14 protein-coding genes are annotated in these 17,024 nt (G+C 62.3%); 4 read left to right on the top strand and 10 right to left on the bottom strand.

From position 1 onward, the window contains the following. Positions 1–63: 63 nt before the first annotated feature. The gene (locus V1289_RS43930; RefSeq protein ID WP_334405802.1) at positions 64–1,356 is read left to right on the top strand and encodes a sensor histidine kinase; all 1,293 of its coding nucleotides are present in this window, start codon (positions 64–66) and stop codon (positions 1,354–1,356) included. A gap of 224 nt (positions 1,357–1,580) precedes the next feature. On the opposite strand, the gene V1289_RS43925 is transcribed toward V1289_RS43930, so the two are convergent. Continuing rightward, complete coding sequence (locus V1289_RS43925; protein WP_334405801.1) at positions 1,581–2,780, bottom strand: alpha/beta hydrolase; 1,200 nt, start codon at positions 2,778–2,780, stop codon at positions 1,581–1,583. Positions 2,781–3,345: 565 nt separating this feature from the next. Here V1289_RS43925 and V1289_RS43920 point away from each other — a divergent pair. After that, positions 3,346–4,383 carry a phosphatase PAP2 family protein gene (locus V1289_RS43920; RefSeq protein ID WP_334405800.1) on the top strand — a complete coding sequence of 346 codons (1,038 nt, stop codon included), beginning with the start codon at positions 3,346–3,348 and terminating at the stop codon, positions 4,381–4,383. A gap of 166 nt (positions 4,384–4,549) precedes the next feature. Here V1289_RS43920 and V1289_RS43915 read toward each other — a convergent pair whose 3' ends face one another. From V1289_RS43915 to V1289_RS43890, 6 genes are all read right to left on the bottom strand, one after another. Then, on the bottom strand, positions 4,550–5,590 hold the full coding sequence (locus V1289_RS43915; protein WP_334405799.1) for a SecDF P1 head subdomain-containing protein: 1,041 nt from the start codon (positions 5,588–5,590) through the stop codon (positions 4,550–4,552). Between the two features lie 244 nt (positions 5,591–5,834). Beyond that, entirely contained in the window at positions 5,835–6,554 is a 720-nt protein-coding gene (locus V1289_RS43910; RefSeq protein ID WP_334405798.1) for a haloacid dehalogenase type II, read from the bottom strand. Between the two features lie 147 nt (positions 6,555–6,701). Next, entirely contained in the window at positions 6,702–7,700 is a 999-nt protein-coding gene (gene glpX, locus V1289_RS43905; protein ID WP_334405797.1) for a class II fructose-bisphosphatase, read from the bottom strand. Between the two features lie 89 nt (positions 7,701–7,789). Continuing rightward, positions 7,790–9,109 carry a homoserine dehydrogenase gene (locus V1289_RS43900; protein WP_334405796.1) on the bottom strand — a complete coding sequence of 440 codons (1,320 nt, stop codon included), beginning with the start codon at positions 9,107–9,109 and terminating at the stop codon, positions 7,790–7,792. 73 nt (positions 9,110–9,182) lie between these two features. Continuing rightward, positions 9,183–10,403 (bottom strand): LL-diaminopimelate aminotransferase, encoded by a 1,221-nt coding sequence (locus V1289_RS43895; RefSeq protein WP_334405795.1) that lies wholly within the window; start codon positions 10,401–10,403, stop codon positions 9,183–9,185. A 253-nt stretch (positions 10,404–10,656) separates the two neighbouring features. Then, positions 10,657–10,947: a hypothetical protein gene (locus tag V1289_RS43890; protein ID WP_309184602.1), complete on the bottom strand. Its 291-nt coding sequence runs from the start codon at positions 10,945–10,947 to the stop codon at positions 10,657–10,659. Between the two features lie 296 nt (positions 10,948–11,243). Between V1289_RS43890 and V1289_RS43885 the strand changes: the two genes are divergently transcribed. Together V1289_RS43885 and V1289_RS43880 are read left to right on the top strand one after the other, a co-directional pair. Next, on the top strand, positions 11,244–13,049 hold the full coding sequence (locus V1289_RS43885) for a PHA/PHB synthase family protein (RefSeq protein WP_334405794.1): 1,806 nt from the start codon (positions 11,244–11,246) through the stop codon (positions 13,047–13,049). Between the two features lie 74 nt (positions 13,050–13,123). Continuing rightward, entirely contained in the window at positions 13,124–13,522 is a 399-nt protein-coding gene (locus V1289_RS43880) for an MAPEG family protein (protein ID WP_334405793.1), read from the top strand. 62 nt (positions 13,523–13,584) lie between these two features. Here the strand turns inward: V1289_RS43880 and V1289_RS43875 are convergent, their stop codons facing one another. The 3 genes from V1289_RS43875 to V1289_RS43865 form a co-directional block, all read right to left on the bottom strand. Further along, complete coding sequence (locus tag V1289_RS43875) at positions 13,585–14,457, bottom strand: hypothetical protein (RefSeq protein WP_334405792.1); 873 nt, start codon at positions 14,455–14,457, stop codon at positions 13,585–13,587. Further along, positions 14,454–16,244, bottom strand: a complete 1,791-nt coding sequence (locus V1289_RS43870; protein WP_334405791.1) for a caspase family protein — start codon at positions 16,242–16,244, stop codon at positions 14,454–14,456. Before V1289_RS43870 ends, V1289_RS43875 begins: the two co-directional genes overlap by 4 nt. 183 nt (positions 16,245–16,427) lie before the next feature. Continuing rightward, positions 16,428–17,021, bottom strand: coding sequence for a class I SAM-dependent methyltransferase (locus V1289_RS43865; RefSeq protein ID WP_334405790.1), 594 nt, complete (start codon positions 17,019–17,021; stop codon positions 16,428–16,430). Positions 17,022–17,024: the final 3 nt, after the last annotated feature.

The raw sequence follows: 17,024 nt of genomic DNA, 5'->3' as shown, positions 1-17,024 counted from the left end.
TCGCGAACTGCGGCTGGAGCCGTTATACTGCCCTCACCGTCCAAGCCGAGGAACATGCTCTGCATGAACGAGAATGTCCAAGGAGAAAGCACCGCTTCTGAGCTGCAAGATCGGGTGACCGAACTCATCGAGCAACAGACGGCCATCTCGGAAGTGCTGCGCGCCATTGCGAACTCGCCGCACGACTTGCAGCCCATCTTCGACGCCATCCTCGACAGCGCCACACGCCTCTGTCGAGCAGACTCAGGCGCCTTACGTCTCTCCGAAGAAGGCGGCCTTCGTCTCGTGGCGGTGCGAGGGGACCCCCTTTTGGTTAGTCAGGTGTGGTCATTAATCCCGGCTCTCGCAGAAAAGGGGAGCCTTCCGGATCGATTAGCCGCAAGCAGGTTACCCACCCACATCCCCGACTTCACAGCAGTTGAAGGCGATCTTCGGGATGATTTTTGTATCACGGTGGTGAACGCAGGTCTTCGAACGGGCCTGTTTGTGCCGTTGCTCAAAGACAATGAGATAGTCGGGATAATTAGTCTGGGCCGCAAACAGGTGCAGCCATTCACTGACAAACAGATTTCCCTATTCAGGGACTTCGCTGCGCAAGCTACCATTGCCCTGGAGAGCACCCGCCTCGAGCGGCAATATCGCGGGGCGCAGATGGCGCTGGCGCGCGCCAACCGCGTCGCGACGATGGGCCAGTTGACGGCCTCGATTGCTCATGAAGTGAACCAGCCAATCACAGCGGCAGTCACATACGCGTTAGCCGCTCGGCGTTTCCTAAGCGCGGATCCACCGAATTTTCGCGAGGTGGATGACGCGCTCTCTCTGATTGTCAAGGAAGGGACTCGCGCGGGCGAGGTCGTCGAGCGAGTTCGTGCGCTCATTAAGAAGGTGCCCGCACGAAAGGACGCCGTAGCGATCGACGATGCCATCCTTGAGGTTATTGCTCTCACCCGTACGGAGGCCGCAAACAATAGTGTGTCGGTGCGGACGCAATTTGCGGAGGGCTTGCCGCGTGTCCAAGGCGATCGGGTCCAACTGCAACAAGTGATGCTGAACTTGATCGTCAATGCCATCCAGTCGATGAGTGGCGTTGAGGACGGCAACCGCGAATTACAGATCAGCATCGATGCGGTTCCGTCCGAAGGTGGCGTGCGCGTCGGGGTTCGGGACACCGGCCCGGGGCTGAGCCCGGAAAGCCTCTCGCGTCTGTTCGAGCCATTCTACACGACCAAGCCCGAGGGCATGGGCATTGGCTTATCTATCTGCCGCTCGATCATCGAAGCGCACGGCGGACGGCTGTGGGCGATCCCGTGCGAACCGCAGGGTGCTCTCTTTCAGTTTACGATCCCCGCTGACTGAGCGGACGGATCGTGATCGAGTCGATGTCGCTCTTTGGGCACTTTTGAGATATGGCGTTCTCGCCAAGCGATGTGTGCCTCTCGGGGAAGAGCGGACCTCATCGGCCGACGTGCAACCGGCGCTAATGACCGAGCGCAGAGATTCGGTCGAAGCGATCCGCTGCATTGAACCTTTTCAGGGACGGCGGACGCGGTCGGCTCCAATCCCGCCCTACGCGCCTGTGTTCAGTTGATGCGCTTGTGGCCGAGCTGCCGCACTTCCCAGGGCAGAATGACCTCGCGAAAAATCACCGGATCCGGCCAGGTCGAGGCGGTGCGGCCCATGTGGCCGCCAATCGGGTTGATCCATGCTTCGCGCGGCTCGCTGCCGCTATTGATGAGAAGTTCGAGATCATCGATTGGCACCTGCGTATCCCTGGTTCCGCCGACCACCAGGATCGGAGCCGCCGGCTTGCCGAGCACTTCCTGCGCCTGCAGCGACATCTTGGGCAAGAAAGCCAGCAACTCGTCCGCCGATTTCATGCCGTAGACGAACAGGCTGGCCGGCAGCAGGTCAAACAGATATTCGCGGGTGTACATCCGGCCACGGAAGAAGTCCGGCTGGAATGTGCGATGGATCGGCGGCGACTGGGTGACGGCGCCGGCGAGGCGCTTGGCCTCCGTGTGCGCAAGTTTCGCGGCCCAATAGGCGCCAAAGCTCTGGCCATGCACGACGATGCGGCTCTTGTCGATCTGCGGCCGCGACGCGAGATAATCGAGCACGCGCGAATAGATCCGCTCCGCGGTCTCGCTTGCCTTGCTTGGTGCCTGTCCGGTGCCCGGGCTATCGACCGCGAAGAAGCCAATGCCTTCCGGCAGCGCCGCAGCGTAGGTTTCGGCAACCGTTTCCTTTCGGCTGTCCAGACCCGAAATCGCCAGCACCAACGGGACGGGACCAGGGACATTGGCAGGCAGCCGCAGGTAGCCGACAATTTCGCTGCCTTCGAAGGGAATGCGCACGACTTCGAGCGGTGGGTCGAAATACCGGGCATGCTGGAGATAGGCTTCGACGGCGCGCTGGTATGCCGCCTGTTTCCCGGCGGAAGTCGGCGCCGGCCACTGCCCGAAATAATACAGGCGCCAGGCGCGCAGGAAGTTTGCATCGGCTTCCTTCGGCTCGCTCGCGGCCCTCGCCTTTGCCATGTAGACGTCGGCGACGGCACTCCAGGCAGCGGCCCATTCGTCTGGATCGCGTGTGCCGATGCGGCCGAGCGCATCGGCGGCGTCGCCAGGCAGAATCCCTAACGCTGGATAGGCGCCGGTCTGCGCCCTTGCGAACGTTTCGGCCTTGATCTCATCGATGGTGCGGTCTGCCGTCTGCGCCGACGCCGCCGCGCTGAGGGCGTGCATCAGCACGATGAATAAAATCAACGAGAATGGGCGCATGGCTCTGCTTGAGCTTCCTTGTGGCAGCCTTCCCGGCATGGACGTCATTCCCCGTCGTTTCCTCAAACCGCCGTTTTGTGATCGGCGTCGGGCTGAACAATAGAAGCCAGTTTACGGCGATGGCAATCTCGCATCAGCTTGATATCTTAATGATACCCGAGCACCGAAGACTTCAGCCGATCGGCCGCTCGACGCTCGTGCCACAATTGTAGTGGCGCCGTTTACTCAACCTTAGGCTATGCTCTGTATTTCTACTGGAGATAGTGGAACTGGGAATAAGACTATGTCCGGGTATAGCGAATGGCTTCAATTATGAGGCTCGTCGGGTCAATCAGGTTCTCGCAGATGTCCCGGAGGGTTATTTCGCCTTTGTAAAATACGTCCGGTAGCGCCCCAGCTTGGGCGGGCGCGAAATTCATCCACCCTTATCAACGGATACGTCCTCCTGCGTGCGGATGCGGCAGGAGCACGCCACCTCGCGAACTCTCACGTACGGATTGTTGTCTGCCGTGTCTGTCGCGACCACCGAACAAGCATCGATAAGGCCCAGGTGGAGAATGTTCTCGTGCACGGCACCATTGACATGAAGCGGACGATCTTGCGCTGGCCGGATACCCAGGGGCGGTTGAACCTGGCCGATGACGAAGTTGAGGCCGCCTGGAATATTTTCTCGTTTAACTGGCGACTGCTGGCGAGCGCGGCGGGGGTCGTCGTTGCCGTTCTCGTCGCAACAGAATTTTACGTCGAGACCATGGGCTATCTCGTGGCTTTTGCTCTGGCGAGCCTTTACTGGTGGTTTGGACTACGGAACGCTCGTTCGACGACGCACGCCAACCCCAGGATTTTTCTCTGCCTTGTCGCACTTGCGCAACTGGTAATGGCCATACCGGTCATACTGACGCTGACGTATGTCGCCGTTTCCGTTAATCTTCCTCTGCAGGATGCCAGGTTGCTGGCTTGGGACCGCGCGCTGGGATTTGACTTCCGGAGTTTCCTGGACTTTACAAACCATCATCGCGAACTGATCCCGCTCCTGGCCCGGTCGTACAGTTCGATCAATCTGCAGCTGCTCGTGATTGTACTCCTGCTTCCTCTGACTGGATGCTATCGGCGAGTCGCGGAGACGGTATGCGCTGTCACGCTCGCTATTTTGGCCACGACCCTTATCGCGGCCCTCGTGCCGGCCATCGGTGTCTATGGTGCGTTAGGATTGCAGGCATCCGATTTCCCCCAACTCGTGCCCCAGGCCTATTACGACACATTGCGCGACGTGCCGCTCGTGCGAGGAGGGCACCTGCACAAACTGAGCTTGACTCAATTGTCGGGCGTCCTGACGTTTCCCAGCTTTCATGCGGCATCTGCTATTCTCCTCATGTGGGCTTGCTGGCCCCTGCGCTGGGTGAGACTGGTCGTCATTCCATGGAACATCGTGATGATGGTGGCGACGCCGCTGGGCGGAGGCCATTATTTGGTTGATGTCCTGGCGGGGGTCTTGGTGGCGATCGTGGCGATCGGCGTGACGAGCAAGATAAGTGGCATTTGTTCGCCGAAACGAATCGACGCGCTACATTCCGATGTCCAACCGCTACAGCCTTCGCGATAGACTGATGTCAGGAATTCAACTTCAAAAGTGTTGATATCCGGCTGCACAGTTGCGTTGCGCGACGCCCATTGGCTCACACAGGGCCGAGCTACTGCGGTTACCCGCGTGCTTCTTGTCCTGTTGGTCGGCTTCGTCGCAATCCGCCCAAAGAGCGCTAATCTCCCGGCTATTGTTTTCCGCTATTGCCCGCCGGTTCCACAACCTGCTGTTCGACGACGCTCAGGCGCCCGGGCAGCGTTCCCGAGCGCAACATCATGGCCATGGTGTTGGCGTCTTCGAGCGTGAAGTTACCCGATGATATCACCCCCGAGCCGCCCAGGATCGGCTCCCGAATGACGGACACCGAGAGCACCTGGTCGTCGAGGACGATGGCGAATGGCTTGCTCACATTGTCCTGGGTAACTTGCGCGAAGCGCCTCGTGCCATGCGCGTTGAACCGGAACGACGCGATCGGCTGGTGGGTCGCGGGATCGAACCCTGGCGCGGCATCGGTGATATCGTTGCCCTCGACGGCGGTCTCCTTCAGGACCAGATAGGGAGCCTTGGTCTTGAAGTCGGTGAGTACTTCGGATCCCTCGGGCGGGGAGCCTTCCATCGCCTTGGTGGCGGTCATCGACTCATCCACCAGGCGCAATGCGAGCCGCGCTTGCTTGGCGAACATCGCGCTCACGCGTCCGGGATCGCTGATGCCCGGCAGCAGGACGCGTATACGGTCGGACCCGTCGGGCTGCACACTCGCCTGCCCGATGTCAGTGCTGCGCAGGCGCTGTTCGATCATCTCGATCGACTGCCTGACCAGTCGGTGCAGGCGCTCGGAGAACCCGGAATCCGTCGGCGTGAGCCGGGTCAGCCCGTCACCGCCGTCGGCAACGGCGATAGCCGCTTCGCCTGATTGCGCCGCTTCCGTCGACGGCACGAGCTTGCTCAAGACCCGTTGCCGGTCCTTGGGCTCTGTAATCCGGACTTCGACGCCGCCGTCGCGCATCGCCAGACCGGCAAACGGGATGCGTCCCTCCCGCAATATTTTATACAAATCATCGCGCAGCTCGGTCACGACGGCTTCATGCAAGGCCGCGCCGTCGACCTTGAACACGACGCGGGACCCGCCTTGCGTTTCGAGAAGCTTCCCGGCATTGACCGCAATCGCCGCGCGCATCCTGTCGACCGCCTGCGCATCGTCGGACGCCGGCGCGCGCGGCGCCGACATCGCCGGCAATGCTGCGGACGCGAGGATGAAAGCGACGACAAGCCCTGTCGTCACGGTCCGCTGGTTCATGGTCATGGCGTCCTCTTTTCGGCGGCACAGTGCCGTTAGCGCGCCATTGCGGGCGTAGCACAGCAGGCAGTGCCAGTCCCTTGGTGCTCCGAGCGCGCGCCGAGGTTCAATCACTCGCTTTTCGGGGGGCCGGCCGCGCCGCCAGTCGGGACGCTATCGCAATCCGCCGCCTAACCTAGCAGCCCATCTTGTCGGCGATCCCGCCAAAATCCTTGGCGACGATGTCCCAGTCGCCCTTGGCTTCGAAATCGTACTTCTGCAATGGGCCGTATTCGGTCGGCCGTGCGACGAAGGCCGTCTTCAAACCGAGCTTTTGCGCGGCCTTCAAATCGTGATTATGGGCGGCCACCATCATCACCTGCTCCGGCGGCAGGCACAGCAGCTTTGCGGCGCCGAGATAGGTTTCGGGATCGGGCTTGTAGTGCTCGAACAGTTCGGCCGACATCACCAGGTCCCAGGGAAGGCCGGCGAATTTCGCCATGTTGGTGAGCAGCGCGACGTTGCCGTTGGACAGCGGCGAGATGATGTATTTTGTCTTCAGCCGCGTCAGGCCGGCGACGCTGTCGGGCCATGCATGCAGGCGGTGCCAGCCCATGGTCAGGTGATGCAGGTCGGCGTCGGTGAGGCCGGAAATCCCGAGCTGCGCGACCAGCTTTTCCAGCGACTGCCGGTGCAGCGTGTCCAGTATCATGTAGCCGCGCTCGGGATGCTTGCGCACCTCGTCCATCGAGGCGGCATAGACCGCGCGCCAGCCGTCGACCAGCGCGGTCCAGTCCGCCTTGATGCCACGCGTCTCCGACCACTTGGTGAAATCCGCGATCAGGCTGGTGCGCCAGTCGACCACGGTGCCGAAGACGTCGAACCCCAGCGCTTTTACGGCGGAAATATCGGACATGGTCGCCTCCCCTTTTTATTGTTTTTTCTTGGTCATTCTCCGATGCGCAATTGCGCATCGTAGATGGTCCGAAGGACCAGACCCGGAATCTCGCGCGGCAACTTGCAGATTCCGGGTTCGCGCTTCGCGCGCCCCGGAATGACGGGATCAATCGAGGTGAAATTTCTCCAGCTGCCGGTGTTCCGCCTTGATGTAGCGCACGGTGCCGGTGACCGAGCGCATCACCACGGTTTCGGTCTCGATGACGTCCTTGCGGAATTTGACGCCCGACAGCAGCGAGCCGGTGGTGACGCCGGTGGCCGCGAACAGGCAGTCGCCGCGCGCCATGTCCTCGATGCCGTAGATCATGCGCGGATCGGCGACGCCCATCTTGTGGGCGCGCTCGCGCTTTTCCTCGCTGTCGAGGATCAAGCGGCACTGCATCTGGCCGCCGATGCAGCGCAGCGCCGCCGCCGCCAGCACACCCTCGGGCGCACCGCCGGTGCCGATATACATGTCGACGCCGGTATTGTCGGGATCGGCGCAATGGATCACGCCCGCGACGTCGCCGTCGGTGATGAGGCGTACCGCAGCACCGGTGCTGCGAACGCCCGAAATGATATCGGCGTGGCGCGGGCGATCGAGCACCAGCACGGTGATCGCGGCAGCATCGACGCCCTTCGCCTTGGCGAGCCGGCGAACGTTGTCGGCGGGCGATGCATCGAGCTCGACGACGCCCTTCTTGTAGCCGGGGCCGACCGCGATCTTCTGCATGTAGACGTCGGGCGCGTGCAGCAGCGTGCCGCCGTCGGCCATCGCCATGGTCGCGATCGCGCCGGGCATGTTCTTGGCGCACAGCGTGGTGCCTTCGAGCGGATCGACGGCGATATCGACCTGCGGTCCGGCGTTGAGCCCGACCTTCTCGCCGATGAACAGCATCGGCGCCTCGTCGCGCTCGCCCTCGCCGATCACGATGGTGCCCTCGATCGGCAGCTTGTTGAGTTCGCGGCGCATTGCGTCGACCGCGGCCTGGTCGGCGGCCTTTTCCTGGCCGTGGCCGCGCAACCGCGCCGCCGAAACCGCGGCGCGCTCCGTCACGCGCACGATTTCGAGCGTCAGAATGCGCTCGAGCAACAGCTGCGGCGGCACGGAAATATGGGTCGACATCACAAGCACTCCTTTGAACCTTCACAACGGACCTGGCGGCCCGTATCTTCGTTTCTTGCGCTTAGCACGTGAGCCGTGCGGTTCACGCGTTAGTTTTTCTCGATTCGTATCACCTGCGGCCGGCCGCTGATCACCTTGTCGCGCTGCACCGCCTCCAGCGCGCGATAGACCGCGTCCTCGCTGGTGGCGTAGGTGATCAGGATAACCGGAACCGGTGACGGTTTCTTCGCCGACCCGTTGGCGTCGACGCCGTCGGGATGACGCTGCACGATCGATTCCAGCGAAATCCTCTGTTCCGCAAGCCGGGTGGCGATGGTCGCGGCAGTACCTGCGAGATCGCGCGCCATCAGGCGGATGTAGTAGCCACCTTCGTGGCGTTCCATCGGCGCCTTGGTGGTCGCGCGCAATTTCTCCACCGGACGTCCGAACGGCATTGCGCGAATGCCGCGCGCGACATCGGCGATGTCGGCAACGACGGCGGACGCGGTCGCCGCACCGCCCGCGCCGGGACCGACCAGCGTGATCGCTGGAATCCCCTCGCCGTCGATCGTGACCGCATTGGTGACGCCCATCACCTGCGCAATCGATGACGATTTCGGCACCATGGTCGGATGCACGCGCTGTTCGATACCCTTCGCCGTCCGCACCGCGACCCCAAGCAACTTGACCCGATAACCGAGTTCCTCCGCGGCGCGCAGATCTTCCGGCGCGATCGAGGAGATACCTTCGACATAGACTGCGCTTTGTGCAACCTTCGTGCCGAACGCGAGGCTGGCCAGGATCGCCAGCTTCTGCGCGGTGTCGTGGCCGTCGACGTCGAACGACGGATTGGCCTCGGCATAGCCCAGACGCTGCGCATCCTTGAGGCATTCGGCGAATGACAGGCCTTCCTGTTCCATCCGGGTCAGGATGTAATTGCAGGTGCCGTTGAGGATGCCGTAGACGCGATTGATCGATGTTCCGGCAAGGCCCTCGCGCAGGGTCTTGATGACGGGGATTGCTGCGCCCACCGCTGCCTCGAAATTCAACGCGCCGCCGTGCTTCTCGGCAGCCTTCGCCAGCCGCAATCCGTGCTTGGCGATCAGCGCCTTGTTGGCTGTCACCACCGACTTGCCGGATTTCAGTGCGGCCTCGATCGCCGACAGCGCCGGTTCGCCGGAACCGCCCATCAATTCGACGAAGCAATCGATGTTGGGATCGTTGGCCAGCGCCAGCGGGCTTTTGGCCCAATCGATGTCGCGCAGATCGAGACTGCGCTTTTTCACTTTCGAACGCGCGGTTACGGCGGTGACGCGTATGCCGCGGCCGCTGCGCGCCGATAGCGTGCGTCCCTGCTGCTCGATCAGGCGGACGACTTCGGCGCCGACAGTGCCGAGCCCCGCGATGCCCACTTTCAGGGGTGCGACCATGACTTGAAAAACCTGCCGGAGGAACTTTGACCAGGCACGATCCGAAAACGGGAAACCATTTTCGGAATCACGCCTAGCGCCGATTGGCGAGAGGAACCACGTTGTGCAACGTTTCGATGCCGCTTTCAAGGAAGCGGCGCACACCGCGCGCAGCCTGCCGGATCCGCTGCTCGTTCTCCACCATGGCGATGCGGACATAGCCTTCGCCATGCTCACCGAAGGCGACGCCGGGCGACACCACCACGCCGGATTTCTCCACCATCAGGGTCGCGAACTGCATGCTGCCGACCTGCTCGAAGGCCTTCGGCAGCGGTGCCCAGGCAAACATCGAGGCTTGCGGCGGTGGGATCTCCCAGCCCGCGCGGCCAAACGATTCCACCAGCGCGTCGCGGCGCTTGCGGTAGGTATCGCGCATTTCGCGGATGCAGTCGTCCGGTCCGTTCAGCGCCGCGGTCGCGGCAACCTGAATCGGCGTGAACGCGCCGTAGTCGAGATAGGATTTCACCCGCGCCAGGGCGGCAATGATGCGCTCGTTGCCGACGGCAAATCCCATGCGCCAGCCGGCCATCGAGAACGTTTTCGACATCGAGGTGAATTCGACGGTGACGTCGATCGCACCGGGAACCTGCAGCACCGAGGGCGGCGGATTCTTGTCGTCGAAATAGACCTCGGCATAGGCCAGATCCGACAGGATGAAGATCTCGTGCTTCTTCGCGAACGCGACCAGATCCTTGTAGAAATCGAGGTCGGCGACATAGGCGGTCGGATTGGAGGGATAGCAGACGACCAGCGCCAGCGGCTTCGGAATCGAATGGATGATCGCACGTTCCACCGCTTCGAAAAATTGCGGCGTCGGCTCCGACGGCACCGAGCGGATCACCCCGCCCGCCATCAGGAACCCGAAGGCGTGGATCGGATAGCTCGGATTGGGGCACAGCACGACATCACCGGGCGCGGTGATCGCCTGCGCCACATTGGCAAAGCCCTCCTTGGAGCCCAGCGTCGCCACAACCTGGGTTTCCGGATTGAGTTTGACGCCGAACCGCCGGTTATAATAGGCAGCCTGGGCCCGGCGCAGACCGGTGATGCCGCGCGACGCCGAATAGCGATCGGTCCGGGGCTTGCCGAGGGTTTCCTTCAGCTTCTCGATCACATGGGGCGGCGTCGGCAGGTCCGGATTGCCCATGCCGAGGTCGATGATGTCGGCGCCGGCGTTCCGCGCGGCCGCCTTGGCCCGGTTGACCTGTTCGAACACGTAAGGCGGCAGACGGCGGATACGGTAGAATTCTTCCATGGGACCTTTGCTCCGACTACCGGCAGGACAGAATCGCCAGACCCTTGGGCGTTGCGAAACCAAATCGGGTTTCGTCCAGAAATCGCGCTCAATCAACGATTTAGAGCGAATTCAGGCGCAAAAATCCGGGGTCGATGACCCGATATGCGGTTGAATTGGGGTTCTTTTTAGCACGGTCACATGGCGGCGCCAGCTTCTATCGGCCTGACCAGGCCACTTCAGATTGGACCCGGTCACTTGAAATTGGAACAAGTCACTTGGCGGCGGGGTTTGGGGCCGCCGAGGTGGCCTGGCGGTCCCGCGCAGCGATCAGCTCTTTCTCGATCTTGTCCTGCTCGGCCGGCTTCATTGCCGCCTCCTCGCGGTCGGGGGGCAGATCGTGAACCGGGAGATAGGAACCGGCTTCCTTCGGACGCTGGGGCGCATCATTGGGCAGGCCGACCCCCGGCAGATCCGCGATCGACGTCGAGCAGCCGCCCACGGCCAGCGCTGACGCGAACAGCGCACCGATTGCCAACAGCCTGATCGTTCGATCCATCCGCATCCGTCCGGAAGTCCCCACTTGCCGGTAGCCACGCTCTTACGCGCCCTGTCGCTGGTACGAGCCGTTTTGCTGGTACGAGCCTTGCAACGACAAATCGCGTAACTGCGTCAAATTCGCCGCAACCGTTCAAACCATTGTCGCCCGAAACGATTAAAGCCAGACCACCAAATCGGACCGCTGAGGCCTCAATATGTCAGAACGAAGATTCTTTATCGCAGTGCAGCAGGATTAACCCCAAAAGTGTCACCGCAGATCGGCGCGGTGACGAACCCCAAATGAAGTTATAGTGTCCCGTCATGAGCGATGTTAGCACCGAAACCCAGTCCGCGAAAACCTTCAACGCCGAAGCATTCGCGATGAACATTGCGCGGGCGATGGAAAGCAGCGGGCAGGCCCTGGCGGCCTATCTCAAGCCGCGCGAGACCGGGGAGATCAAGGACAAGCCGCCGAACGAACTTGGCGAGGTGATCAAGACGCTCAGCGTGGTCGCCGAATATTGGCTCTCGGACAAGGAGCGCGCGGAGGATCTGCAAACCAAGATGGGCAAGGCCTATCTCGATCTGTTCGGCTGTGCGATGCGCCGCATGGCCGGCGAGCAGCAGCCAAAACCCGCGATTGAGCCGTCACCGCGCGACAAGCGCTTCATGGACCCGGAGTGGAAATCGAACCAGTTCTTCGATTTCGTCATGCAGCTCTACCTGCTGACCACGCAATGGGCGCACGAACTGGTGCGCAACGCCGAGGGAATCGATCCGCACACCCGCAAGAAGGCCGAGTTCTACGTCCAGCAGATCACCAACGCGATCGCGCCGTCGAATTTCATCCTCACCAATCCGGAAGTGCTGCGCGAGACGCTGGCGTCGAACGGCGACAATCTGGTTCGCGGCATGAAGATGCTGGCGGAAGACATCGAGGCCGGCCGCGGCACGCTGCGCATCCGCCAGTCCGATCCTTCCAACCTCGTGGTCGGCGTCAACATGGCGACGACGCCCGGCAAGGTGATCTTCCAGAACGAGCTGATGCAGCTGATCCAGTACACGCCGACCACGGAGACCGTGCTGCGCACGCCGCTCCTGATCGTGCCGCCCTGGATCAACAAATTCTACATCCTCGATCTCAAGCCGGAGAAATCCTACATCAAGTGGTGCGTCGATCAGGGCATCACCGTGTTCGTAATCTCCTGGGTCAATCCGGACAAGGAACTCGGCAAGAAGACGTTTGACGACTACATGAAGGAAGGCCCGCTCACGGCGATGGACGTGATCGAAAAGGTGACGGGCGAAATGAAGGTCCACACCGCCGGCTATTGCGTCGGCGGCACCCTGCTCGCCTCGACGCTGGCGTGGCTTGCCGAAAAGCGCCGCGTGCGGGTGACCTCGGCGACGTTCTTTGCGGCGCAGGTCGATTTCACCCATGCCGGCGATTTGCTGGTGTTCGTCGACGAAGACCAGATCTCGGCGCTGGAGCGCGACATGGAAGCCGCCGGCGTGCTGGAAGGCAGCAAGATGGCGATGGCCTTCAACATGCTGCGCTCGAACGATCTGATCTGGTCCTATGTCGTGAGCAACTACCTGAAGGGCCAGCCGCCCACCTCGTTCGACCTGCTGCACTGGAATTCCGACGCGACGCGGATGCCGGCGGCGAACCATTCCTATTATCTGCGCAACTGCTATCTGGAGAACCGGCTCTCCGCCGGCAGCATGGTGCTGGACAACACGCTGCTCGATCTGTCGAAGGTCAGGGTGCCCGTCTACAATCTGGCGACCCGCGAGGATCACATCGCGCCGGCGGATTCGGTGCTCTACGGCTCGCAATTCTTCGGCGGCCCGGTGAAATATGTATTGTCCGGGTCGGGCCATATCGCCGGCGTCGTCAACCCGCCGGCGTCGGGCAAGTACCAATACTGGACCAACGACAATATCAGGGATGTGACGCTCGCCGACTGGCTCAAGAACGCGCAGGAGCACAAGGGATCGTGGTGGCCCGACTGGCGCCAATGGCTGGAAAGCATTGACCCCGAGATGGTCCCGGCGCGCGTGGTCGGCGAGGTGCTGCCGCCGATCGAGGACGCGCCCGGCAGCTATGTGCGGGTCCGCGCGTAGCGCAGGCCGCCGCGCTTGGGTATAACCAGCCATCCCGCCGGGACGGGATTCGAAATCAATCGAGGGGGAAACCAATGACGCGCGAATTGTTCTGGCTGACGCTGACGGTGATTTTGACCGGAATCCTGTGGGTCCCCTACATCCTGAACCGCTGCCAGGTTCGCGGCCTCATCGGCACCATGGCCAACCCGTCGCGTAACGACAAGCCGCATGCCGAATGGGCCACGCGGCTGATGTTCGCGCATGACAACGCGGTCGAGAACCTCGTCATCTTCGCGCCACTGGTCCTGATCCTCGCCGAGATCGACTATTCGACGAAATGGACCGTGCTCGCCTGCGCGGTTTATTTCTGGGCCCGCGTCGCGCACCTGATCGTCTATACGCTCGGCCTGCCGGTGTTCCGCACGCTGGCCTTCACCGTCGGCTTCCTCGCCCAGGCGGTGCTGGCGCTGGCGATTTTCAAGATCGTTTGAGCCGATCCCGGCCTCTCCTGCACGGGTAGAGGCTGGCGGTTACGGCCGCCGGTGATCCCGGATCAATTGCTGCGGAGCGCCGCAGCGATCTGCGCAGCAACGTCGACGTCATCGAGATATCCGCCAATGCCGTGCCGGTTATCGGTGTGGTTATTCACATACGGATAGTTCTTGATCGGCGGCGTGATGGCGAAATTGGCGGCGTCAAGCGGATAGAGCGCCACCACGTCGTGGGGATCGAATGCGTTGTACCAGTCCGCGGCGCCAGCGGGCATCACAAGCGGCGTTGCCAGCCGGCGGCTGATGGCGCGGATTCCCAGCGGCGATCCGACCGTCACGTAACGCGGCACCATATTGCCGGCATGCGCGCGCAGCACCTCATAGGCGACCACCGAGCCGAGGGAATGACCGACCACCACGGTCGGCTCGCCGGTCAGCTTTGCAGCGACGATCGCATTGATGGCGCGACGCACCGGCCGGTCGTTGACATAGATGAACACGTCCCTGAGCAGCTTGCCGATGCCGTAATTGGAAACGCCGGTGGCGCGGCGTTCGACGACCCTGATGATGGCCTGCACCCAGGCCCAGTTCTCCGGGCCCCGCTCCTGCGGACCCCGCTCCATTTCACCATCCAGTTCCTGATCGGTGACGATACCGTCCTCGCTGGCCTGGACGGCCACCTCCTGCAGAAACTCGGCATATCCGTCGTCGGCGGCGCCGCCGCGCGTGGCAACGCTGTCCGCCTCCGGAAGATCGCGACGGCGCAGCAATTCGTCGAGCATGTCCCCGTAGAACGGAACGTCGATCTTGATGTCGGCCGGCTCCGTCACCCCCGCGACGGTGAATCCGCGGCGCAGTGCGGTCATCCATTCGTCCTGGATGATCTCCGGCGACTTGCCTTCCTGTGCGCGGCCATGAACGAGGAGCAGTCTCATCGGAAATCGCCTTTCGCGATGGCGTCCCGTAATAGCTTTACGCCCTCGGGCGCGAACGTCGTCCACAACGCAGGCAGCAGCCAATCGCGCGCCGCAAGCACCACCTCAGACAGCCGCGCATCGCGCACCGCGACGAATGACCAGCCCTGGCGCAGCATCGGGCAAAACGGCAGGATGGTCTGCGGTCCCGTCTCATGCGGGCTTACCCCGCGTTCCGCCAGCATAGCCACGTCGAACAATTCGGTTTTCAAATCGTCGCGCATGTATTGCCGCACCGATTTCACCTCCTGATCGAGGCCGGTGCTGGCGTAGGCGTAGGCCGCATACAGGCCGAGCGTGGGATCGAAGGCCTTGAGATCACGAATCTTGTCGGCGAACGATTCCGCTTGGTCTCGCGAAATCCGGAATACGCCGAGTCCGGCGGCTGCGGCCACCGCCGCGCGAAATCCTTCTATTTGTTCACGTACATACTTATACCCCTCCCAGCGCTTGCTGTTCGTTGCCGGGACGTAATTCACGTTGGTCACGACACCCTTGTCGACGAAGATATGACCGATGTAGCCGCGCAGCCCCGGCAATACGGTCCCGTTGCCATTGTCGAATTCAATCAGAACGCTGGCGGAAGCTGCGGAGACGTCCATCGGCCAAAGCCGTACGAATTCTTGATCGAGCGTTTCGGCTCGAAAATTCGGGCAGTTGGCACCTCGAACCCTGGCGCCCGTCACCGAAAATCCGGTCTGCGTCTCGAATTTTTCCACCGGCACGTCGGCGGAGAACAAGTTGATTGCCTCCGCAAGACCCAGGTTCGGAGCAATTCCCTGTGCCGCGGCAGCTGCGGCTTGCGCAGTACCTTGTACCTCGCTCGCCAGATTGATCGCCCGCTGCGCCACGGCCGCGACCGACGGTCCGGACCGCCTGCGGCGAGGACCTGATGGCCCCCGCCGGGTGCTGCGGAGAGTGTCGGTACCCCCGAGATCGCCCGGCCAGGCGAATTTAATATCGGGGCCTTCTGGCGCGCGCTCCACGCGCCCGACATAGGCCTGCACGGATTCGAGGATGAACTCCGGAAGCTGTCCGGCCTTCGGCATTTCGGTGAACGCCGCATCCTCGACGAGTTCGCGAAGCAGGTCCTTCAGCTTGCGGTTGGTTACCACCTCGATCTGCTGACCGTTTTCCGACACCTGCTCGATGAGAGCGGCCGGCGGGTCGCGAAAACTTCGCATGAACTCCCGGGTGAATATGCCTTCACGGCGCGCCTTGTCGTCCGCCAGCGCCGCCTCGACCGCGACCAGCGAAGGCAGCGTTGCGAAGACGCGATCGATCTCCGGCCGCGTATTCCGGTCGAGCTGCTTGTTCGGAAAAATCGACCCGCCGTCGACGCGACTGCTCTGCATTCCCGCAGGGATCGATCGGCAGGCATCCGAGATGAAGACCACGCTCTGGAGTCCACTTTCGCGCGCGGCCATCACCGAGACCTCCACCGAGATGGCCTCGTTCGGATTGTTGGGCGCGCCTGAAAGCAGCCAGATCTCGGAGCCACCGTTTTGCAGGCCGTGGCCGGCGAAATAGATCACGATTTGCGAATAGGTCCGCGCGTCGACGGCGCGCTCAACCTCGGCAAAAATACTTGCGAATGTTACCGGCGCAACGTCGTCTGTGAAGGGTTTGACTTCAAAGCCCTGCTTGCCGATCCAGGCCGCAAATTTGTTCGCGTCCTCCACCGCGCCCAGCAGCGGCGCGGGTGCTTTCGGCTTGTTCACGCCGATCACGATCGCCAGGCGAGACATGTTCTTCCCCCGTTCGACGCCCGAGAGTGCCACGGCGAAATCGATCATTCAACTAAAGGTTGGGAAGCCGGTTCAGCCACGACGCCGTCCGGTTTCACCGAAACAGCGCGATCCGTGCCAGTCCGGAGCCCCCGGCAGCCGGCCTCGCGCTGGTCGGGCTGGCGATCTTCAGGCTTCCCCGGATCAAGCCGCGGTCTTGCGGACGACGAGATGCAGCATGTTGGCGGGCGTCGCGTCGAAACTCTGGATCACGCTGGTATCCGATGTCAGCGGATCCCAAGCCCCCGCAGCAGCGTAGGTCGCCTGCAGCCACCCCAGTGAGGGATAATTGTAGTAACGGCCGAGATTGTCGCGGCCGTCGCCCTCACCGATCTTGAAACTCGCATAGAACACGCCGGACGGTTTTAGCGCACGGTGGATTCGGGTCAGAATACCGCCGAGTTCGTCTCGCGGCACATGCAAAAGACACGCACTGGCCCAGATGCCGTCATAGGCTTCGCGCCCGTCGAGTTCATCGAACAGCAACGCCTCAACGGGATGGCCGAGACGGCGCGCGGCGATCTCGGCCATTTCAGGTGAGCCGTCAGTGGCGCGGACCTTGAAGCCCGCCTCCAGCATGACCGCCGAATGATTGCCGGCGCCACAACCGAGTTCGAGGACCGAACCGCCCAGCGGCAACAAGGCCAGAAAACCCCGCAGCCGCGTCGATGGCGCCTTCGCCCAGTCCGCATAGGACTGGGCGTTGCTGCGGTAGAATTGCAGGGTTTTCTCGTCCACGCC

The organism is Bradyrhizobium sp. AZCC 2289 (genome assembly GCF_036924615.1).
Classification (GTDB): domain Bacteria; phylum Pseudomonadota; class Alphaproteobacteria; order Rhizobiales; family Xanthobacteraceae; genus Bradyrhizobium.
Note: the sequence above shows the minus strand (reverse complement) of the source record. Positions and strands in the feature narration are given on the sequence as shown.

What these genes read in the sequence shown, in the direction of transcription:
- V1289_RS43930 (WP_334405802.1), top strand. Translation starts at nt 64, where the DNA reads ATGAACGAGAATGTCCAAGGAGAAAGCACCGCTTCTGAGCTGCAAGAT.
- V1289_RS43925 (WP_334405801.1), bottom strand. Translation starts at nt 2,780, where the DNA reads ATGCGCCCATTCTCGTTGATTTTATTCATCGTGCTGATGCACGCCCTC.
- V1289_RS43915 (WP_334405799.1), bottom strand. Translation starts at nt 5,590, where the DNA reads ATGTCGGCGCCGCGCGCGCCGGCGTCCGACGATGCGCAGGCGGTCGAC.
- V1289_RS43910 (WP_334405798.1), bottom strand. Translation starts at nt 6,554, where the DNA reads ATGTCCGATATTTCCGCCGTAAAAGCGCTGGGGTTCGACGTCTTCGGC.
- glpX (WP_334405797.1), bottom strand. Translation starts at nt 7,700, where the DNA reads ATGTCGACCCATATTTCCGTGCCGCCGCAGCTGTTGCTCGAGCGCATT.
- V1289_RS43900 (WP_334405796.1), bottom strand. Translation starts at nt 9,109, where the DNA reads ATGGTCGCACCCCTGAAAGTGGGCATCGCGGGGCTCGGCACTGTCGGC.
- V1289_RS43895 (WP_334405795.1), bottom strand. Translation starts at nt 10,403, where the DNA reads ATGGAAGAATTCTACCGTATCCGCCGTCTGCCGCCTTACGTGTTCGAA.
- V1289_RS43890 (WP_309184602.1), bottom strand. Translation starts at nt 10,947, where the DNA reads ATGCGGATGGATCGAACGATCAGGCTGTTGGCAATCGGTGCGCTGTTC.
- V1289_RS43885 (WP_334405794.1), top strand. Translation starts at nt 11,244, where the DNA reads ATGAGCGATGTTAGCACCGAAACCCAGTCCGCGAAAACCTTCAACGCC.
- V1289_RS43880 (WP_334405793.1), top strand. Translation starts at nt 13,124, where the DNA reads ATGACGCGCGAATTGTTCTGGCTGACGCTGACGGTGATTTTGACCGGA.
- V1289_RS43875 (WP_334405792.1), bottom strand. Translation starts at nt 14,457, where the DNA reads ATGAGACTGCTCCTCGTTCATGGCCGCGCACAGGAAGGCAAGTCGCCG.
- V1289_RS43870 (WP_334405791.1), bottom strand. Translation starts at nt 16,244, where the DNA reads ATGTCTCGCCTGGCGATCGTGATCGGCGTGAACAAGCCGAAAGCACCC.